Source organism: Carboxylicivirga caseinilyticus (assembly GCF_050589785.1).
Lineage (GTDB): Bacteria > Bacteroidota > Bacteroidia > Bacteroidales > Marinilabiliaceae > Carboxylicivirga > Carboxylicivirga caseinilyticus.
Genome location: NZ_JBNGOX010000045.1, coordinates 15,182 through 35,296 on the forward strand (window position 1 = coordinate 15,182; position 20,115 = coordinate 35,296).

Genomic DNA, 20,115 nt, shown 5'->3' on the forward strand with positions numbered 1-20,115 from the left:
CTACTAAATCGCTTCTAAATCATTAACCAAATCTTCTTCAATCACCAGATTATCAATAATGAAATTCTGGCGATCAGGTGTGTTTTTACCCATATAAAACTCAAGCAGGTCTTTAACCGGAACATCCTTTTTCATTCTAACCTGTTCCAGACGAATATCCTTTCCGATAAAGTGCTTGAACTCATCAGGTGAAATCTCTCCCAATCCTTTAAATCGGGTAATCTCAGGTTTGGCTCCCAGCTTTTTAATGGCTGCAATCTTTTCTTCATCAGAATAGCAATAGATGGTTTTCTTCTTATTTCGAACTCTGAATAAAGGAGTTTGCAGAATGTATAAATGTCCGTTTTTCACCAGTTCAGGGAAGAATTGCAAAAAGAACGTAAGCAATAACAATCGAATATGCATACCATCCACATCGGCATCAGTGGCGATAATCACATGGTTGTAACGCAATGTTTCCAAACCTTCTTCAATATCCAAAGCGGCCTGAAGCAGGTTGAATTCCTCGTTTTCGTATACTACTTTTCGGGTAAGTCCATAGCTGTTCAAAGGTTTTCCCTTTAAGCTAAATACAGCCTGAGAGTTTACATTACGGGCTTTTGTGATGGATCCACTCGCTGAGTCTCCCTCTGTTATGAAGATGGAGCTATCCAGTTTTTCCTCTTTGTTAGACGTGTAATGAGTACGACAATCACGAAGCTTTTTGTTATGCAGACTAACTTTCTTAGCCCTTTCGCGAGCCAGCTTCTGGATGCCTGAAATAGCTTTCCGTTCTTTCTCCGATTCCAAAATCTTTTTATGAAGGATATCTGCACATTCAGCATTTTTATGCAGAAAGTTATCCAGCTTTTCAGTAATCATATCCAGTACGTAATTCCGCACCGATGGACCATTCGGCCCCATATCTTTAGAGCCTAGTTTTGTTTTGGTCTGAGACTCAAAAACAGGTTCTTCAATTTTGATACTGATGGCTGCAATGATACCGGTTCTGATATCAGAAACATCAAAGTTTTTATTGTAGAAATCGCGAATGGTTTTGACGTAGGCTTCTCTGAATGCAATCAAATGCGTACCTCCCTGGGTGGTATGCTGACCATTTACGAAGGTATAATATTCTTCGCCGTATTGATTACCGTGTGTGATGGCAATCTCAAGGTCTTCATCAGCCAGCTGGATAATAGGATACAATGGCTCCGAATCCATGTTTTCATTCAACAGGTCGATCAGTCCGTTTTTACTCTGAAAAACACGTCCATTAAAAATAATGGCCAGACCTTTATTCAGGTAGGTATAATTTTTCAGAAGTGTTTCGATGTACTCTTCCTGGAACTTAAAGTTTTCGAAAATGGTTGGGTCCGGAGTAAATTCAATAAAAGTTCCGTTTTTATCGGGAGACATCGTTAGTTCATGATCATTAACCACCTCGCCACGACTAAATTCTACGCGCTTGGTTTGTCCGTCGCGATATGCCTGAACATTAAAACTGGTACTTAGAGCATTAACCGCCTTAATACCAACACCGTTCAAACCAACCGACTTTTTAAAAGCTTTTGAGTCATACTTAGCACCCGTATTCATTTTGGAGGCAACATCAATTACTTTACCCAATGGAATACCACGACCATAATCGCGAACGGTAACTCTGCCATCTTCACTTAGTGTAACTTCAATTTTCTTTCCGTTACCCATCATAAATTCATCGATAGAGTTATCCATTACTTCCTTGAGCAATACATAAATACCATCATCGGCATATGTACCGTCACCTAACTTTCCAATATACATACCAGGACGCTTACGGATATGTTCTTTCCAATCCAGCGTTCTAATAGTATCTTCTGAATAGTTCTGATTATTTTGACTACTCTGCATACTCGCTTACTCCTTTAAAATTTTGGATAAATGGTCCAACCGAATAATAAAACCATCCCAAATATAATTAAATCGACAAAAGTTTGATAATTTGTTTATCAACAACAACAGCCTTTTTTACCTGCAAATGGGATTTTAATCTACTGGTATCAAGCCCATTTTACGCATCAGGTAAGATGCATTATGACTTTGCGTGACGCCACTTCGAAGCTTGTAATCAAACTGAAGTCCATCATCTTCGAAAGATACTTCAAAACAATTGTTGAAAATTTTTTCCGGATGTTCGTTTTGCAAGTCTCCCAATTCCAGATCATGCGTGGCCACTATCCCCGTTCCATTTAGCTTCAACAATTGTTTGATCAAAGCAATGGAACCTGTTGTTTTATCGTGCGAATTGGTTCCTTTCAATATCTCATCCAGAATAAAGAATAGTTCTCCTTTTTCTTTCAGACGTTCCATAATCATCTGCAAACGACTCAACTCTGCAAAGAAATATGACTCATGTTTCAGCAGATTATCAACCGCTCTCATATTAGTGATAAAGGTAAGAGGCTTGTAAACAAACTTTTTTGCAGCAACCGTACAACCATTACCTGCTAATATGAGATTGACTCCCACAGTTCTTAAAAAAGTACTCTTACCTGCCATATTGGCTCCGGTAACCACACAAATCCTATTCTCACCTTTAATAGAAAAATCATTACTTACCCTCTCTTTTAAGGGAATCAAAGGATGTCCCAACAGTGAAGCATCCAGTATCGTTTCTGTTGAAACCTGTGGACAAATGGTTTCCGGGTTATTATAAACGAAATTCGCAAAACTATTTAGAGCTTCTACTTCGGCTAATGTATCAATCCAAACCAAAAGATTTGAGCCATGCTTGTCGTACCATTTACGAAGTGCCATACATACCAGTAAATCCCAAAGAAAAAACCCATTAATCACAATTCCCATAATCATATTCAATCGTTGATCGAGATATTGAATGGTCTTTCCTAATTGTTTTGTGGATTCACTTGCCTTTTTCCCTTCCGTCATCAATCGCTTCTGAAGAATATCGAGGTAATCAGATTTTGTCTGATAATTCTCAAAAAGTCTGATCAACTCTGAATAACTATTCAGGTATCGCCCCAGTGTTGTTACCTCGTTATGAACTCTATTTACTTTCCGCAGGAACTGACTGGTTATACCCAAACCGGTTAAAAACCATACAAGAAGAACCGATGATGTAATAACATCAGCCATGGTAAGAATAAAAACAATAATACTAATTACCGGAAAGGCAAATGCGATATATTTTATAAACCCGGTAACGAAGTTAAGATCAGGCTGACTGCCTAAATCAAACTCATTCTTCTTTTTACGGCCCTCTTCAACAAGACTTGCTTTCACAAAAAATGCTTCCCTGAATTCCGGATGATCAGACAACTCTTTAATTGCCTTCTGCTTTTCCTGAATCTCATTTTGATCCAACGAAATTGAGTTTAACTTATCTGCCAGTTTCCTGTGTCCTTCTTTCGTAGCAGACCGATTGAGGTATTGAAATAAAGAACCTTTCCCGAACAAGTCCAGATCGTGAGCATAGTCGTGATTGGGATTAATCCACTCTGATCCATCAGGCTCATCCGTCCATTGCTCGTTTAATATTCTGATTTCTTTATGGTAAAGATCTAAATATATTTGATTCTCTTTTTTTTGTTGGCCCAAACGAAAAGCCAGATAAACCGATCCCAGAAAGAGAACAAACAACAAAGAGAATACAACAAAGAAAGGAATACTCCAACTCTCAAAAAAAGTAAAAGGAATTGCAAAAGAAGCTACAAACAAAGCTAAGCGAAGCAAGGCAACAGCGTTACTTTGCTTCTTCAGTTCATTTGCTTTAGTTTCTTTTAGTTGTTGAAGATTTTTATATCGATCGACTATTTGTTGGCGTCCATCAGTTCCTTCCATATCATATCTTTTAATTCAGTGATTCCCTGGTTGGCCACCGAAGATATAAAAATAGAAGGGATGTCGGGAAGATCTTGTTTAATTTCTTCTATCAGTTCAGCATCCAGCATATCAGCCTTTGAGATAGCTAGTAGTCTTGATTTATCAAGTAATTCAGGATTATACTGACTTAACTCATTCAACAAAATCTCGTATTCTTTTCGGATGTTCTCAGCATCTGCAGGAACCAGAAACAACAAAATAGAGTTACGTTCAATATGACGAAGAAAACGTAAACCGATACCTTTTCCTTCGCTGGCTCCTTCAATTATTCCAGGTATATCAGCCATACAGAACGATTGATGCTCGCGATAAGAAACAATTCCCAGGTTAGGTACCAATGTTGTAAACGGATAATCTGCAATCTCTGGTTTAGCTGCCGAAACAACAGATAACAAAGTTGATTTACCAGCATTTGGGAAACCTACTAAACCAACATCTGCTAAAACTTTTAACTCAAGTATGGCGGCCATTTCAACAGCATCCTCTCCCGGCTGTGCATATCGCGGTGTTTGATTGGTAGAAGATTTAAAATGCACGTTACCTAAACCACCACGTCCACCTTTAACCAGGATCTCCTGCTGATCGTGTTCTGTTATTTCAAAGAGCACTTCGCCCGTTTCGGCATCCTTGGCTACTGTACCCAATGGCACTTCAATGTACTTATCTTCACCATCGGCACCGGTAGATCCTTGTTTTCCACCCGATCCACCATGACCTGCAAAGATATGACGTTTGTATTTCAGATGCAGCAGCGTCCAGGTATTTCGGTTACCTGTAACAATGATATGACCACCACGTCCGCCATCTCCACCATCGGGTCCACCCATGGCAACAAACTTCTCACGACGCAAATGCGCTGATCCAGCTCCACCTTTTCCTGAGCGACAAAATATTTTAACGTAATCAACAAAATTTGATCCGGCCATAACATTGTTTTTATGCTTGCAAAAATACAATAAGCCACGGCAATACAAAAGACTACCGTGGCTCAGTGTTATAAAAGTATTGTTAAACTTCGGCTTCTACTACTTTATCAAGAACCTGGCAGATATTGGTGAAAATTTCTTCGATATCTCCCACTCCTTTTACAGATTTGTAAACTCCTTTTTTCTTGTAATAATCCAATACAGGCAAGGTCTGAGCCTCGTATACTTCCAAACGTTTCTTGATGGTTTCTTCGTTGTCATCAGAACGACCTGAAGTTTGACCTCTAAGAACCAAACGCTCAATCAACTCTTCATTTTCTACCTCCAAATTAAGAAGAGCAGAAAGAGACCTGCCATGATCAATTAATAATCCGTTTAAAGCTTCAGCCTGAGCAACAGTTCTTGGAAAACCATCAAACAGTATACCTTTATCAATAGGAAGTTTCTCCATAAAAACATCCATAATGTCGATAATTACATCATCAGGCACTAATTCACCTTTATCAATAAAGCTTTTGGCAATCATACCTTCAGCTGTATTATTGTGAATAGCATTTCTTAATAAATCACCTGTTGAAACATGTTCCAAGCTGTACTTTTCAGCAATTTTTACCCCTTGAGTTCCTTTTCCAGATCCGGGAGGTCCAAAGATTACAAGATTAAGCATTTTCGATATTTAAATATTATTACTCCGCCAATGTATAGATATTCCGCAAGTTACGACCATATCCATCGTAATCCAATCCATAACCCACAATAAAATCATTTGGAATATTCATCCCGACATAATGTAAGGTTATATCTTTCTTACATGCATCTGGTTTAAACAACATGGTAGCCACACGCACTTCTGCCGGCCCCATCGATTTAACCTGATCAACCGTATTAGAAATAGTTAATCCAGTGTCAACAATATCCTCCAGTAATACAATCGTACGACCGGTAATATCTTCGTTTAAACCAATCAGTTCTTTTACTTTACCTGTTGATCCGGTTCCCTGATAGGAAGAAAGCTTAACAAAGCTGATCTCACAAGGAATGGTAATTCGTTTCATTAAATCCGAGGCAAACATAAACGAACCATTCAATACACATAACATCAAAGGATTTTTGCCTTCCAGTTCTGTATTTATACGTGTTGCAACTTCTTCAACTGCTTTTAAAATATTTTCTTCGGAAATGCTTAATACAAATTCCTTATCTAATACTTTAACTCGTTCCATTTTAGGTTCTTTTTATTATTGCCATAAAAAACATAAACCTCTTTTACAGAGGCATTATCCTGCCTTAAAAGAGGTTAATTCAGGTTTTAAGCTGCAAAATTATAAAAAATATGCTTAAACACATGCATTTAGTTTGTTGTTATATATTTTTGTGAAATATTTTAGTTTCTTACAACTATTAATAATTTAAATAAACCATTTGATATGCAACCAAAAGTGAGCATTATTATGGGTAGCACATCTGATTTGCCAGTGATGAAAAAAGCTGCCGACTTTTTGAATGACCTTGAAATTCCTTTTGAAATTAACGCTTTGTCGGCTCATAGAACGCCTGCACAAGTAGAGGAGTTTGCCAAGAACGCAGAAGACAGAGGGGTGAAAGTTATTATTGCAGCTGCTGGGATGGCAGCTCATTTGCCTGGAGTAATTGCTTCGATGGTGAAAATACCGGTTATTGGTGTACCAATTAATGCCAGCCTGGATGGACTTGATGCTTTATTAGCTATTGTTCAGATGCCTCCGGGAATACCTGTAGCAACTGTTGGAATTAATGGCGCCCAAAATGCAGGAATTCTGGCTGCACAAATTATTGCAACCGGCGATGCTGCTCTTGCTGAGAAAGTAGCCGCATTTAAAGAAAGCCTGAAAGATAAAATTGTTAAAGCTAATCAGGAATTAGCTGAAGTAAAGTATAAGTTTAAAACAAACTAAGATTTTGTTTTAATAATGTTTTTGGAGAGTCAACTCAAATGAGTTGACTCTTTTTGTTTATTTGACTTTGAACATTTTAATTAATAAATTTATAATACTGATAACCAGACCGTATTATGAATAGGTATTTGAGTGTTCTAATCCTTGCCGGTTCACTAACTGCACTAAATGCTTTTGCTCAGGAATTGACTTATACCGGCCCTGTTAATAATGCCTTGGCTGATGTTAAAACTATGGATCAATCTGTTTGGGCATCCTTTAACAATGCGTCATCCTTAGCGACTTACACTGATCCAGGTATTGGCGCATCCTTTCAAAATAAATTCAGCATTAAAGAATTAAGCACCAGAGCTATTGCTGCTGCATTTCCAATAAAATTTGGCGTTATATCAGCCGGAGTTTTACAGAGTGGATATAGCAAAAGTCTTGTAACCAGATATGGAATATCTTACAGTAGAAGTTTTGGCAGCACTACTTCTGCCTTCTTTCAATACAACTATGCTAACCATAAGATTGAGTCAAGTGGTAGAAGTGATGGATATTATTCTGCTTTTGGATTAACTCAAAAGATAACTTCAGAATTTTATATGGCTTTGTTAATTGCCAATCCTGAGCAAGCAAAAATGAGTTATGCAAACCTTAAGATTGATATACCCTCTTATTTTAATGTGGGAATAACGTGGTCGAATAACGACTGGATAAGGGTAATTGCTGAAGCCGAAAAAGAACTGGACAGGGATCCGGTTTTTAAAGGAGCTATTGAGTTGGCTATTAATCAATTCTTATTTGTGAGATCAGGTGTAAAAGGTAAACCTTTAGAATTCACTTTCGGATCAGGATTTAAATGGCCTAAGATCAATATTGATGTTGGATTCCGATATCATCAACAGTTGGGCATTTCATCTGCTGCAGGAATCTCTTATTTATTCAATCATAAGAAAAAATGAAAAGAACTGTACTACTTGTGATTCTCATGAGTATTGTAGTTATAACCAATGCTCAGGATATAAACGATGCACGAAAGATGATATCGGATATGATTGAGCAGCTTGCAGAACAGCAACAGATGGATTTCGACTATGACGAACTTGTGAATGATCTTATTAATCTAACTCAAAATCCAATCAACCTAAATAACACAACTAAAGAGGAACTGGAAAAACTTTTCTTTTTAAATGATTACCAGATTGAAAACATCCTTTTCTACCAATATAATAATGGTCCGATCATGGGTGTTTATGAGTTGCAGGCAATAGAAGATCTGGATCAACCAACAATTGAAAGAATGCTACCTTTTGTCACCGTCGGAGAGGTAATAAAAAAACAAAAATACTACACTAACTATCGATTTCTCGGAAGACTTCAAACCTGGGTCCAGACTCCGCAGGGTTATTTATCAGAATCAGACTCCATTCCTCCTGCTTATGCAGGTAGTAAGTTAAGATGGTTAACAAAAGGTAGAGTTGACATAGGTGATAAATGGATTGCAGGATTTACACTTGAGAAAGACCCGGGTGAAGCGGCTTTCCCAGATGCTCAGCCAATTGCAGATTTTACATCAGCATTTCTGCAATGGAATGATGTTAACAATGCAATTAAGAAACTAATAATTGGTGATTATCGCCTTTCATTCGGACAAGGATTGGGTATATGGAGCGATATGGCATTTTCAAAATCAACTGAAACCGGCCAGTTAAGAAGGCGAAGCAGAGGATTAAATAACTATACCTCAGTAAACGAATCTTCCTTTTTCAGAGGAATAGCCACTGAAGTTAGTCTCAAGAAGGTGCTGTTAACACCATTCTATTCATTTAAAACGATTGATGGTTCAGTGCAGTCAGATTCTATAAAAGAAGAAGATTTTATCCGTTCCATTCAGGAAACAGGATATCATCGAACAGCATCCGAAATTGCCAATCGTCACACAATAAAGGAATCTATTTTGGGAGCTGATCTGCAATTCAAGCATCATTTATTTAGTATTGATGCAGGTTATTCTAACTGGCATATCAATAAGAACTGGCAACCAGAGCAGCATTTAAAAAATATGTATCATTTTTCGGGCAATAGATTAGAATCAGCCTGGATATCACCATCCATTTTTCTGGGTAAACTAAACTTATTTGGCGAATTCGCATTCCAAAATTTCAAGGAATGGGGTTTATACCAGGGTCTGACTTACAAACCAGGCTCAGATATAATAACCAGTTTAGCCTATCGCAAATACAGCAATGGTTTTACAGCATTAAACAACCAGCCATTTGCAGAATCTTCGGTTCCAGGAGGAGAATCAGGGATTTATGCATCCTTTCAGTTTAAGCCCATCCCACGATGGACTGTAAAAACATATGCTGATTTATTTCAATACAGTTGGTTGCGTTATAATGTTTATGCTCCATCAGCAGGATTTGAGTGGTTCTTTCAGCTCGATCATCAAATCAATTGGCAACACTCCTTTTATATTCGTTACAAAAGCACTACAAAAGAGATTAACTCATCAAAGTCTCTTACACTTTATGAGATATCAGATTATACCAAACGGAGTATTCGTATTTATTATGATTTCAAACTAAATGATCAATGGGAATTTCATACCCAAACAGAACATTCATTCTTTAATGGTGACGAAAACTCAACAGGCTGGATGGTATTACAGGATATTATTTACACCGGCAAAAAAATTGGAGCTTCGTTCAGATATACTTTATTTGATGTGGATGATTACAACAGTCGCATATACTCCTATGAACCGGATGTTTTGTATGCTTTCACTATTCCTTCTTATCAATACAGTGGAGCCAAAATTATTGCGAATGCGAATGTGAAAATTATGCGTGGTTTACGGTTCTGGTGTCGCTTATCACATGTCATGTATCGAAACAAAGAAAGTATCAGCTCAGGTTATCAGGAAATAAAAGGAAACAAGCTCACTGAATTAAAAGTTCAAGCGCAATATTTATTCTGACAACTATCACTAAATGAAAAATTTCCATGCCATTGAAAGACTCAATTAACATGGAAATCTATATTTCTTAGTAATATTCCTAAATTCAGAATATACCTGCATTAATAAATAGCCTCAGCTACCTGACGTGTACTTTGAGTTGCCATCATGGTATAGAAATGTAAGATAGGAACATTATGTGCCATTAGTTCTTTGGCCTGTTGGATAGTCCACTCAACACCTACCTGTTTCACCTCATCATTATTTTTACATTTACGTATTTCTTTTGCAAAATCTTCAGGAATATCCACATGGAAAATCTTTGGCAACACCGTAAGCTGATTCATTAAAGTGATTGGTTTTAATCCCGGAATAATTGGAACATTTATACCCATAGCACGACATTTATCAACAAACTCAAAATACTTCTGGTTGTCGAAAAACATCTGTGTTACAATATACTCAGCTCCAGCATCAACTTTTGCTTTAAGAAAACTCAAATCCGAATCCAGATTAGGTGCCTCTTCATGCTTTTCAGGATAACCTGCCACACCAAAGCTAAATGGTGTATCAAAAGGATCCATTAATGTTCCATCGAGGAATTTACCCTGATTCAGTTCTTTAACCTGATTTACAAGATCAATGGCATATTTATTTGCCTCTTCATTAGGTTGATAGAAACGTTCACGCTGAGCATTGTCTCCGCGAAGAACCAAAATATCATTAATCCCCAGAAAATTCAGATCGATGAGTGCATATTCGGTTTCGCTTTTTGTAAAACCACTACAAATAATATGTGGTACCACCTTAATTCCATAGCGATGCTGAATTGAAGCAGCTACTGCAACAGTACCCGGACGTTTACGAACTACACGGCGTTCGAAAAGACCATTCTCTGTATTTTTGTATACCATCTCATCGCGATGCGAAGTGATATTAATATACAATGGATTGAACTCTTTTAACTGATCGATAGTGTAAAAAACCTTATCGATGTTGTTACCTTTCAAAGGAGGCAACAATTCAAATGAAAAAGCAGTTTTTTTCGATGAATTAATTAATTCGGCTACAGTCATGTTTTACTGTTAATTAGTTTTCAAGTTGACCTGATGCTGTGGTATCACCCTACCAACTTGCTTATAATGGTTAATGTTTATTTATATTGAAGGTTTAGCGGAATCCATTTTTCCACATCCTCTACTGTTGTTTGCTTTCGTTTAGCCAGATCATCCACCTGATCTTTACCAATCTTGCCCACACCAAAATACATAGCTTCAGGATGAGCCAGATAAATACCGCTGACTGATGCGTTAGGCAACATACTGAAGTGTTCCGTCAATGTGATTCCTGCATTGTCCTCAGCATTTAACAGATCAAAAAGTGCACGCTTTTCGCTGTGATCAGGACAGGCTGGATAACCCAACGCAGGACGAATACCTCTGTATCGCTCCCGAATAAGATTATCATGATCAATTACCTCATCAGGCGCATACGCCCAGAATTCGGTACGAACCCGGTAATGAAGTAATTCAGCAAATGCTTCAGCCAGACGATCGGCCAGTGATTTCAACAAAATACTGCTGTAATCGTCATGTTCTGCTTCAAAAAGTGCTGTCCACTTTTCAATACCGATACCAGCTGTTACAGCAAAACCACCAATATGGTCAAATCGCATACTGTCTTTTGGAGCCACATAATCACTCAAACAATGATAAACCTCCTTGCCCGGTTTCTCCTGTTGCTCTCTTATATGATGGAAAGTGGTTAACACTTCCTGTCTCGATTGATCGGTATATACCTCGATATCATCACCCACACTGTTAGCCGGGAATATTCCGAATACGGCATTAGCCTGAAGCATGTGTTCTTTTTCAATTCGATCAAGCATTGCCTGCGAATCCTGATATAACTTTAAGGCCTCCTTAGCTTTTGCAAGTCCTTCTTCCGTTTTGAAACGTTCCAGCCAGCTTGACTCCGAAGCTTCGTCAGATACATTTTCAATGCCATCGTAATTACCTGTCAGTCGCCATGCCTGATAAAAGAACGTCCAGTCAATAAATTTACGAATCTCGTTAATTGGATAATCCTCCAATACCCTGACACCTATATCTGTTGGAAGAGGTGTAATGGTATTTTTCCAATCTATCTGATGCTTTTTTGCACGTGCCTCTTCAATAGAAACCAGTTTCACTTCTTTCTTATTTGAATTGCGCTCACGAAGCCCCTCGTATTCATTTCTGATACTTTCGGCAAACTTTTCCTTGTCCTTATTAGACAACAAAGCACTTACTACCTGTACACTCTTTGATGCATCTTTTACATGCACAACAGGGTGTTTGTAGTTGGGTTCAATTTTTACAGCTGTATGTATTTTGGATGTTGTTGCTCCACCAATCAGCAATGGAAGACTTAAATTCCGCTTGTCCATCTCACGGGCAACATTTACCATCTCTTCCAATGATGGAGTAATCAATCCACTCAAGCCAATAATATCCACCTCTTGTTTGATGGCTTCATCAATAATTTTCTCAGTGGGGACCATCACACCAAGGTCGATTACCTCATAATTGTTACAAGCCAGAATAACACCCACAATATTTTTCCCTATATCGTGAACATCTCCTTTAACAGTTGCCATCAGCACTTTACCGGCTGATGAACTGGTGTTTCCGGCAGCTGCCTTTTCTTCTTCGATAAAAGGTTGCAAAATAGCTACCGCCTTTTTCATTACCCGAGCCGTTTTAACCACCTGAGGTAAAAACATTTTACCCGATCCGAATAAGTCACCTACCACATCCATACCGGCCATCAACGGACCTTCAATTATATCTAAAGAGAACTCATATTTATCACGAGCCTCTGCTAAGTCTTCTTCAAGAAAATCAGGAATACCTTTTACCAAACAGTATGACAAACGCTCCTCGAGATTACCATCTCTCCATTTCAAACGATCATCTTCCTTGCCTTCTACTTTCTGGTCTTTCAGTTTCTCAGCAAATTCAATCAGACGTTCTGTTGCATCTTCTCTGCGATTCAGAATCACATCTTCCACCCGCTCCAATAAATCCTTCGGAATATCATCATAAATCTGAAGCATTCCCGGATTTACAATACCCATATCCATACCAGCCTTGATGGCATGATACAAAAAGGCCGAGTGCATTGCCTCGCGCACAACATTATTTCCTCTGAATGAGAAAGAAAGATTACTAACGCCACCACTTACCTTAGCATATGGCAGATTTTCCTTGATCCATTTAGTGGCATTAATAAAATCAACACCATAGTTATTGTGTTCTTCAATACCGGTTGCAATTGCCAGGATATTAGGATCAAAAATGATATCTTCCGGAGCAAAATTTACTTTTTCAGTCAATAATTTATAAGCTCTCGAACAAATCTCCGTGCGTCGCTCAAAGGTGTCTGCCTGACCTTTTTCATCGAATGCCATTACAACAACGGCAGCACCATATTGCTTTATCTTTGCAGCCTGAGCCAAAAATGGTTCTTCACCCTCTTTTAAACTGATTGAGTTAACAACTGCTTTACCTTGCAAACATTTCAATCCTGCTTCCAGCACTTCCCACTTTGAACTGTCAACCATAACCGGAAGACGTGCAATATCAGGCTCTGATCCCATCAGGTTTAAAAAGGTAACCATCTCCTTCTTGGCATCCAACATGGCATCATCCATGTTTACATCAATGATCTGAGCACCCCCTTCAACCTGATCACGGGCAATATTTAAAGCTTCGTCGTATTTTTCTTCCCTTATCAAACGGGCAAACTTAAGTGATCCTGCCACATTGGTCCGTTCACCCACATTGATGAAGTTTGATTCCTTCGAGAAAGTCAAACCTTCCAATCCACTCAAACGGGTTACATGATCAACCTTTGCCTCTTTATGAACCTGAGCCTGTTTGATCATTTTGGCAAACTCACGAATATGATCAGGAGTTGTACCACAGCATCCACCAATAATATTTACCAAACCACCCTCAAGATATTCTTTCACCTGAGGTGCCATTTGAACAGGTGTCTCGTCATACTCACCAAACTGGTTTGGTAAACCTGCATTAGGATAAGCACTGATTTTGAAAGGTGCTTTTTTACCTAACTCCTCAATATATGGTTTTAAGTCTTTGGCTCCGAATGAGCAATTCAACCCAACCGAAAGCAAATCAACATGAGAAACAGAATTCAGAAATGCTTCCATGGTCTGACCGGATAATGTTCGCCCACTCGCATCAGCTACTGTTGCCGAAACCATAACCGGCATTTTTTCAATGCCTCTGTCTTTCAATGCTTCATCAATAGCAAACAAAGCAGCCTTGGCATTCAAGGTGTCGAAAATAGTCTCAACCAGAAACAAATCAACACCTCCATCAAGTAATCCATCCACCTGTTCGCGGTAAGCCTCTTTTAAATCATCAAAACTAACCGCACGAAAACCCGGGTTATTAACATCAGGAGATAACGAAGCTGTTTTATTTGTAGGGCCAATTGCACCTGCTACAAAACGAGGTTTATCATCGGTATTAAATTCTTCAGCTGCTTCACGGGCAATGATGGCACTTTGCTTATTCAACTCACTCACAACAAATTCCATTTCATAATCAGCCTGCGAAATAGATGTTGCATTAAAAGTATTGGTTTCAATTATATCGGAACCAGCTTCAAGGTATTGCTTGTGTATGCCTTTTATAATTTGTGGCTGAGTAATCGACAAGAGATCATTGTTGCCTTTCAGCGGGGCACTATGGTTTTTAAAACGTTCGCTCCTAAAGTCTTCTTCCTCCAGTTTATGGTTTTGAATAAGGCTCCCCATCGCTCCATCCAGCAAGAGCACCCGCTCTTTAACAATTTTATATAACAATTCCGTTCTTGTCATAAAATATCGGTAAAAATAAATGTGGTTAATGTTTTTATGGTATTTGCTTCAACTCCGGAGAGCAGCAGTCAATGTTTAATAACATATAGAATTGACAAATGTTATGCACACTTTGCAAAATTACTATATTTTTTAGGAATAAGGTGTAGGATAAAGATTTGAATTATCAGAGTGTTTGATTTATTCGAAGTTTTTCCATTTTTCTCCACTTTAATTACACCAACTTCCCCCAATAGTACATCCGGTTTTTATAGTTTTGAAACTAAATACCAGATGTAAGTAAACTAAAATCAATCGATAAAATGAAGTCAATTAAATTTTTGTTTGCAGCAGCACTTGTAATCATAGCTGCAGCCTGTCAAACTAAAGAAGTAAAATACAGTGGACATCCACTTTTTGATGATAATCCGTTAACAGCTGATCCATGCGCATTGGTGTATAATGACACCTTGTATTTATTTACAGGATCTGATGAGGCAGAACCAGGTCATGAAGGATTTGTGATGAAGAAATGGTATGTTTTTTCAACACCAGATATGGTCAACTGGACGAACCATGGCGTAAAACTATCGCTTGATGACTTTGAATGGGCATCTCATAATGCTTTTGCAGGCCATTGTGTTGAAAACAATGGTAAATTCTGGTGGTATGTCCCAATGGTTCATAAGGATTCTACAACACGTGTACATGAAGGATTTGCAATGGGCGTGGCTGTTGCTGATCATCCGCTGGGCCCGTATAAAGATGCATGTGGCAAATCGATTATTGCTGATACTACAGCCAACTCAATCGTCTTAAATATCGATCCTGCTGTTTATGTTGATGATGACAAACAGGTTTATATGTTCTGGGGGTCGTGGAATGCTGCACGCTATGTAAAACTAAAAGACAATATGGTTGAAACAGATGGACCTGTAATGACTGTTGATGCTAAAAACTTTTTTGAGGCTCCCTGGATTCATAAAAAAGGTGATACTTATTATTTGTCGTATGCAGCTCATTACCCATCAACTACCGAATATTCAACTTCAAAAAGTATTCATGGCCCATGGGAATATCAGGGAGTAATTAATGATACACTACCTAATTCTCCAACCAATCATCAGGCTATCATCACCTTTAAAGGTCAGGATTATTTCATTTATCATGATGCAAGCTCTAAAACGGGCGGACCTTTCCGTCGTAGTGTCTGCATTGATAAACTGGAATATGACGAGAATGGACAAATTAAGAAAGTTGTGCGCACCTCAACAGGGGTACCTCAAATATAAGAACTTATGTGATTAATAGTTTGTAAAGCGGATTAAGGCAAATTGTCTTATCCGCTTTTTTGCTAAAGTTGTAATATCTTTATTTCTTTAACAAAAAACTAAGTATGAATATTTGCTTTTGCAATACTAATAAATCCTGGGGTGGTGGAGAAAAATGGCATCTCGAAATGGCTACAGCTTTTTCTGAACTAGAAGGTTATAAAGTATCATTCTTATTAGCTGAAAAAAGTGTACTTAACCAAAAGATCAATTCAGAAAAGATTCATAAGCTGTTATTTGATGTTAATAAATTTAGCTTTCTCAATCCCTTTAAAAGTTCGAGATTAAAAAAGTTATTATTGGCCCATCATTTTGATCTGATAATATTTAACGGTCCAAACGAACTAAAACTTGTAGCAAAAGTTGCCAAAGCATGCGGAATTAAAAAGATTATTTATCGGAGAGGAAGCGATAAAGTGATAAAGAATTCCTTTATAAACAGGAATCTTCTCGAGAACATTGTCACCAATATAATTGCTAATTCAGAGGCAACAAGATTATCATTGTTAAAAAGTGGAATTAGAATTGAAGACAAAATACAAGTCATAAACAATGGCATTATTCCTCCAAAAAATAAATACCCTGAAAATAAGAATAATCCAACTGTAATTGGAGCATTAGGTCGACTCGAACCCCAAAAGGGTTTTGATTTACTAATTCAATCAGCTTCAGTATTGAAAAATATGGCTGTTGACTTTAAACTTATTATTGGTGGAAGTGGAAGTAAAGAAACTGAACTTCGTGCTCTGGTTACAGAAAATAACCTGGAAGAGAATATTGAATTTGCTGGTTTTATTGAAGACAGCTATGGTTTTCTAAGTAAGTGTGATGTCTTTGCATTATCATCGCGCTACGAAGGATTTGGTTATGTTATGGTAGAAGCCATGTTTTGCAGCTTACCAGTAGTTGCATACAATACCAGTTCAGCCAAAGAAATAGTTATCCATAATGAAACAGGTTTATTAATCGAGAATTACAATATTAATGAGTTCGCCAATGCCTTAGCTCAACTAATAAAAAATAAAGAATTCTGTATCGAACTTGGACAGAAAGGAAATCAAAGAGCATTTGACTATTTCAGCTTCGGTGATTCTGTAAATAAAATCAAAAAAATCTTTGAAGATCAATAGAAAAACAGGTTTAAATAGTATCCTTACCTGTTTTTGTCAAACCATATTCAGTCCAATAAATCTTATTTTTAATGTGATCCTCTAATATACTCCTGAATTTCTCATCACGAGGTAAGGTCTTATGAAAGAGATGATACTGAATAGCAAGGTGTTTAACTGGTTTTACTTTATAACCATAATTTCGTAATCTGGCTTCAAGATCTGTATCTTCTCCAATAGCTGGTAAAGTGTATCGTTCATCAAATCCATTTATGTTCAAAAGCATTTGCTTATGCAAAGAAAAATTTGAACCTAATATGCCTTTATCTTTCTTATTGATCTTCTTTCTTAGAAAGGAAGTTCGAACGTAAATTCCATTTTCTGAGTGTTTTTCAAATGTCAGAAATGTCTTTAAAAAACCCCGCCTTTCCATATAACCTTTCTTAACCATTTCAGGTGTAAGTTTGGAAGTTAGTTCAGCACTCAGATTAACACGCCTTCCGGCTAAAACAGTATCCGTCAATTTATTTATAAAATGCTCCTTCACAAAGTGCCTGTGAGGAATACAATCTGCGTCATTAAAAATGATATAGTCTGATTCAGCAGCTAAAATCGCCTTATTTAAAATGGCATTTTTATTCCATCCAATATCTTCATGCCAAACATGTTTTATCTTAAATGGATAAGAGTCTTTAATTGCAATAATTTCATCTACTACATGAGATGCTGAACCATCATCTGCAATAATAATTTCGAATTCTTTAAACGATTGTCGGGAATAACCAGCCAGCACAAGCTTCAGCCAATCTATTTTATTATAAAATGAAAGAATTACAGAGGTCTTCATGGTAATCGTATTCGATTAAATTACTTTGATAAAACTAATAACAGCTATTAATTCTCCAGATGTTTAATAATTACTTCAGCAAGTCTGTTCCAATCAAACTCTTCAATCTTCTTTCGCCCATTTGCACCCAGAGTTTTTTGCTTTTCGATATCAAGCAAAACAGACTTAATACCTTTTTTAATAGCCCATCGATTCCTGCGAACCAATATTCCGGTTTGTTTATCAATAATTAAATCCTTAGTTCCCGACTGAGTGGCAACCACAGGTATTCCACAAGCCATAGCTTCCGCAACGGTATTAGCCCAACCTGCTCTTTTCTCCGCTGAAACAAAAATATCAGCACGATGGAATAACTCCGTATTTTTTTCAAAAGGATGATTAAGAACAAAATCAAATGGTACAGTCGAACTAAATTGCTCGATCATCAGTTGTGATTTTTTATCCACAGGAGAATCAAACAGTAGTAATCTAATGTTTTTGTGTTTTTTATATAGACTTTCACAGGCCTTAATAGCAATCATAGTACCCTTACGCTTAACCGAAAGCCGTCCATACATCATAATAGTAAAAACATCAGATGGCTCTTTATCAATCTTTTTAGGTTTATAAACAGTGGTATCAATACCTCCTATCGCTTTGAATGGTTGAATATGGAATTTCTTTTTATCATACTCATATATATTGGATGAACAGGCAAATATTTCAATATCCTTATGCTTAAGAATATCTTTCATTGGCTCGTTCTCCTTTACATGATAGAATATCTTGCGCTTAGCATTACTATTAACAAGGTAGTCAATACGATTAGAATCTGTCAAAAAAAGCGCATCCAAGGTATAAGAGCTCAAATCTCCTAACGCTGCCATTGATCCCTTAAAGTCATACCAATCAGGACCTTTACCATCTGGAGTAAACACAGTAAACTGATGTCCCATCTTTAAAAAGATATTTCCAAGCTCCAAAAATCGCTTTACGCCTCCGTATAGTTTTGTATGTGGCAGGATTACTCCTAGATGCATAATGACCTATTCTTTAAAAATATTATAATTACAAAGATAAATAAACTTGATGAAGCTTTTCTCCATATTTTGCCCAAGAGAAATCAATGACATCATTCCTTACATTCTGTTTAATTAGAAAAGCTTTTCTAATGCTGTCCATCACTGTTTCAAGTGAGTCGTTATATGGATCAAACAAGAAACCATTGTCACCGTGACGAATAATATCAGGACAAAAACCTGTATCAGAAGCTACCGGAACCAAGTTAGAGAGCATTGCTTCTAATAATGGTACAGGGCCTCCTTCTAAAAATGAAGGGGAACAAAAAACATCCATTTGCTTATACAAAGAGGGATAATCTTCATACTCCGCATTATCGACATATCTGAAATTAGGTGAATTCAGCATTTTGTCGAACTTATCATATTTGTCCCAATCTTTCCCTACAAGTAAAAAATTATAATCAGGCATATTCAACACCAAATCACAAATAAGTTCAGGATTTTTTCTTTCGTAATAGGCACTACAGAAACCAATGGTATTTCCTTCTCTTTTTTCTTTTGGTGTGAAAAATTCAGGATTGGAAGCTAGATGATATACCAATACATTCTCTTTTTTAACACCCATCTGTATCAATTCATTGGCCATGTTCTGGTTAAGACAAATAACCTTTTATGCTTTCCGCAAGGTGTAGGCAGCATGATTTTTTGAATAGAATTTGGTCCAAACAGGATGTGTAAACATCACAAAACATTTCTTCTTTGCTAAAAACGGATTGTATCGTAATGCTCTTGAAAAATATTTCTGATGCAGAAAATAATACCCATTGGCAACCGGCAGATTCTTAAAATTTTGTGAATACAAAACTTCACTTTCTTCATTGAAATATCTTGATAATCGCCGTGCCTTTGCTCCAAGTATCCATTTCTCTGTTCCAATTTGAGAAGTGAAAAGAAATTTATCAATGTGTTTTACTTGCTTAAAAAGAAACACAAGTTTTTGAAGATAGTACTTCCATTTGAATTCAAAAAAGTCTCTCACATCTTACGTTTAAATAATTAATCAGGCCAATAAAAGAGAACAATACAATTGATTATTATTAATAATAAAACGCAGAAACTCTTTATCCCCCTTAAACTTCACTCTAGTTTAAACTACTAATTAGTTGTGTAAAAGTAATAAAAAGATTGATGTTGCTTCTGGGAAGCATTTAATTACTAAATAGAAAAGGTCCCAGATTTACCCCAGTATCTTAAGAAGAATTTAATTAAACATTCAGCAAATTAACCGG

The 20,115-nt window shown here is 37.2% G+C and carries 16 protein-coding genes; 5 read left to right on the plus strand and 11 right to left on the minus strand.

Annotated elements, in window-relative coordinates; genetic code table 11:
* Nucleotides 1-3: 3 nt before the first annotated feature.
* The 5 genes from ACRD62_RS18570 to hpt form a co-directional block, all read right to left on the minus strand.
* Nucleotides 4-1,872: a DNA topoisomerase IV subunit B gene (locus ACRD62_RS18570; RefSeq protein WP_430821608.1), complete on the minus strand. Its 1,869-nt coding sequence runs from the start codon at nt 1,870-1,872 to the stop codon at nt 4-6.
* Nucleotides 1,873-2,007: 135 nt separating this feature from the next.
* Nucleotides 2,008-3,822: a MutS-related protein gene (locus tag ACRD62_RS18575; RefSeq protein ID WP_430821609.1), complete on the minus strand. Its 1,815-nt coding sequence runs from the start codon at nt 3,820-3,822 to the stop codon at nt 2,008-2,010.
* Nucleotides 3,792-4,790, minus strand: a complete 999-nt coding sequence (gene obgE, locus ACRD62_RS18580) for a GTPase ObgE (RefSeq protein ID WP_430821610.1) — start codon at nt 4,788-4,790, stop codon at nt 3,792-3,794. Before obgE ends, ACRD62_RS18575 begins: the two co-directional genes overlap by 31 nt.
* A gap of 82 nt (nt 4,791-4,872) precedes the next feature.
* Entirely contained in the window at nt 4,873-5,457 is a 585-nt protein-coding gene (locus tag ACRD62_RS18585) for an adenylate kinase (protein ID WP_430821611.1), read from the minus strand.
* Nucleotides 5,458-5,476: 19 nt separating this feature from the next.
* Entirely contained in the window at nt 5,477-6,013 is a 537-nt protein-coding gene (gene hpt / locus ACRD62_RS18590) for a hypoxanthine phosphoribosyltransferase (RefSeq protein WP_430821612.1), read from the minus strand.
* Between the two features lie 204 nt (nt 6,014-6,217).
* Here hpt and purE point away from each other — a divergent pair, with 204 nt between their 5' ends.
* The 3 genes from purE (at nt 6,218) to ACRD62_RS18605 (ending at nt 9,689) form a co-directional block, all read left to right on the plus strand.
* The gene (gene purE, locus ACRD62_RS18595; protein WP_430821613.1) at nt 6,218-6,724 is read left to right on the plus strand and encodes a 5-(carboxyamino)imidazole ribonucleotide mutase; all 507 of its coding nucleotides are present in this window, start codon (nt 6,218-6,220) and stop codon (nt 6,722-6,724) included.
* 116 nt (nt 6,725-6,840) lie between these two features.
* A complete protein-coding gene (locus tag ACRD62_RS18600) occupies nt 6,841-7,671 on the plus strand; it encodes a hypothetical protein (RefSeq protein ID WP_430821614.1) in 831 nt (276 codons plus the stop codon).
* Entirely contained in the window at nt 7,668-9,689 is a 2,022-nt protein-coding gene (locus tag ACRD62_RS18605) for a helix-hairpin-helix domain-containing protein (protein WP_430821615.1), read from the plus strand. The genes ACRD62_RS18600 and ACRD62_RS18605 overlap by 4 nt, the downstream gene beginning before the upstream one ends.
* Nucleotides 9,690-9,790: 101 nt before the next feature.
* Here ACRD62_RS18605 and metF read toward each other — a convergent pair whose 3' ends face one another.
* The gene (gene metF, locus ACRD62_RS18610) at nt 9,791-10,744 is read right to left on the minus strand and encodes a methylenetetrahydrofolate reductase [NAD(P)H] (protein WP_430821616.1); all 954 of its coding nucleotides are present in this window, start codon (nt 10,742-10,744) and stop codon (nt 9,791-9,793) included.
* Nucleotides 10,745-10,821: 77 nt separating this feature from the next.
* The gene (gene metH / locus ACRD62_RS18615; RefSeq protein WP_430821617.1) at nt 10,822-14,559 is read right to left on the minus strand and encodes a methionine synthase; all 3,738 of its coding nucleotides are present in this window, start codon (nt 14,557-14,559) and stop codon (nt 10,822-10,824) included.
* A 302-nt stretch (nt 14,560-14,861) separates the two neighbouring features.
* Here metH and ACRD62_RS18620 point away from each other — a divergent pair, with 302 nt between their 5' ends.
* Nucleotides 14,862-15,830, plus strand: a complete 969-nt coding sequence (locus ACRD62_RS18620; protein ID WP_430821618.1) for a glycoside hydrolase family 43 protein — start codon at nt 14,862-14,864, stop codon at nt 15,828-15,830.
* Nucleotides 15,831-15,934: 104 nt separating this feature from the next.
* Nucleotides 15,935-16,999, plus strand: a complete 1,065-nt coding sequence (locus ACRD62_RS18625; RefSeq protein WP_430821619.1) for a glycosyltransferase — start codon at nt 15,935-15,937, stop codon at nt 16,997-16,999.
* Nucleotides 17,000-17,009: 10 nt separating this feature from the next.
* Here ACRD62_RS18625 and ACRD62_RS18630 read toward each other — a convergent pair whose 3' ends face one another.
* Genes ACRD62_RS18630 through ACRD62_RS18645 form a run of 4 tightly spaced genes read right to left on the minus strand, consistent with a single transcriptional unit; the run spans nt 17,010 to nt 19,865 of the window.
* Nucleotides 17,010-17,825, minus strand: a complete 816-nt coding sequence (locus ACRD62_RS18630) for a glycosyltransferase (RefSeq protein WP_430821620.1) — start codon at nt 17,823-17,825, stop codon at nt 17,010-17,012.
* A gap of 47 nt (nt 17,826-17,872) precedes the next feature.
* Complete coding sequence (locus ACRD62_RS18635; RefSeq protein WP_430821621.1) at nt 17,873-18,844, minus strand: glycosyltransferase family 4 protein; 972 nt, start codon at nt 18,842-18,844, stop codon at nt 17,873-17,875.
* Nucleotides 18,845-18,872: 28 nt separating this feature from the next.
* On the minus strand, nt 18,873-19,472 hold the full coding sequence (locus tag ACRD62_RS18640) for a glycosyltransferase family 4 protein (protein ID WP_430821622.1): 600 nt from the start codon (nt 19,470-19,472) through the stop codon (nt 18,873-18,875).
* 24 nt (nt 19,473-19,496) lie between these two features.
* Nucleotides 19,497-19,865, minus strand: coding sequence for a hypothetical protein (locus ACRD62_RS18645; RefSeq protein WP_430821623.1), 369 nt, complete (start codon nt 19,863-19,865; stop codon nt 19,497-19,499).
* Between the last annotated feature and the right edge of the window lie 250 nt (nt 19,866-20,115).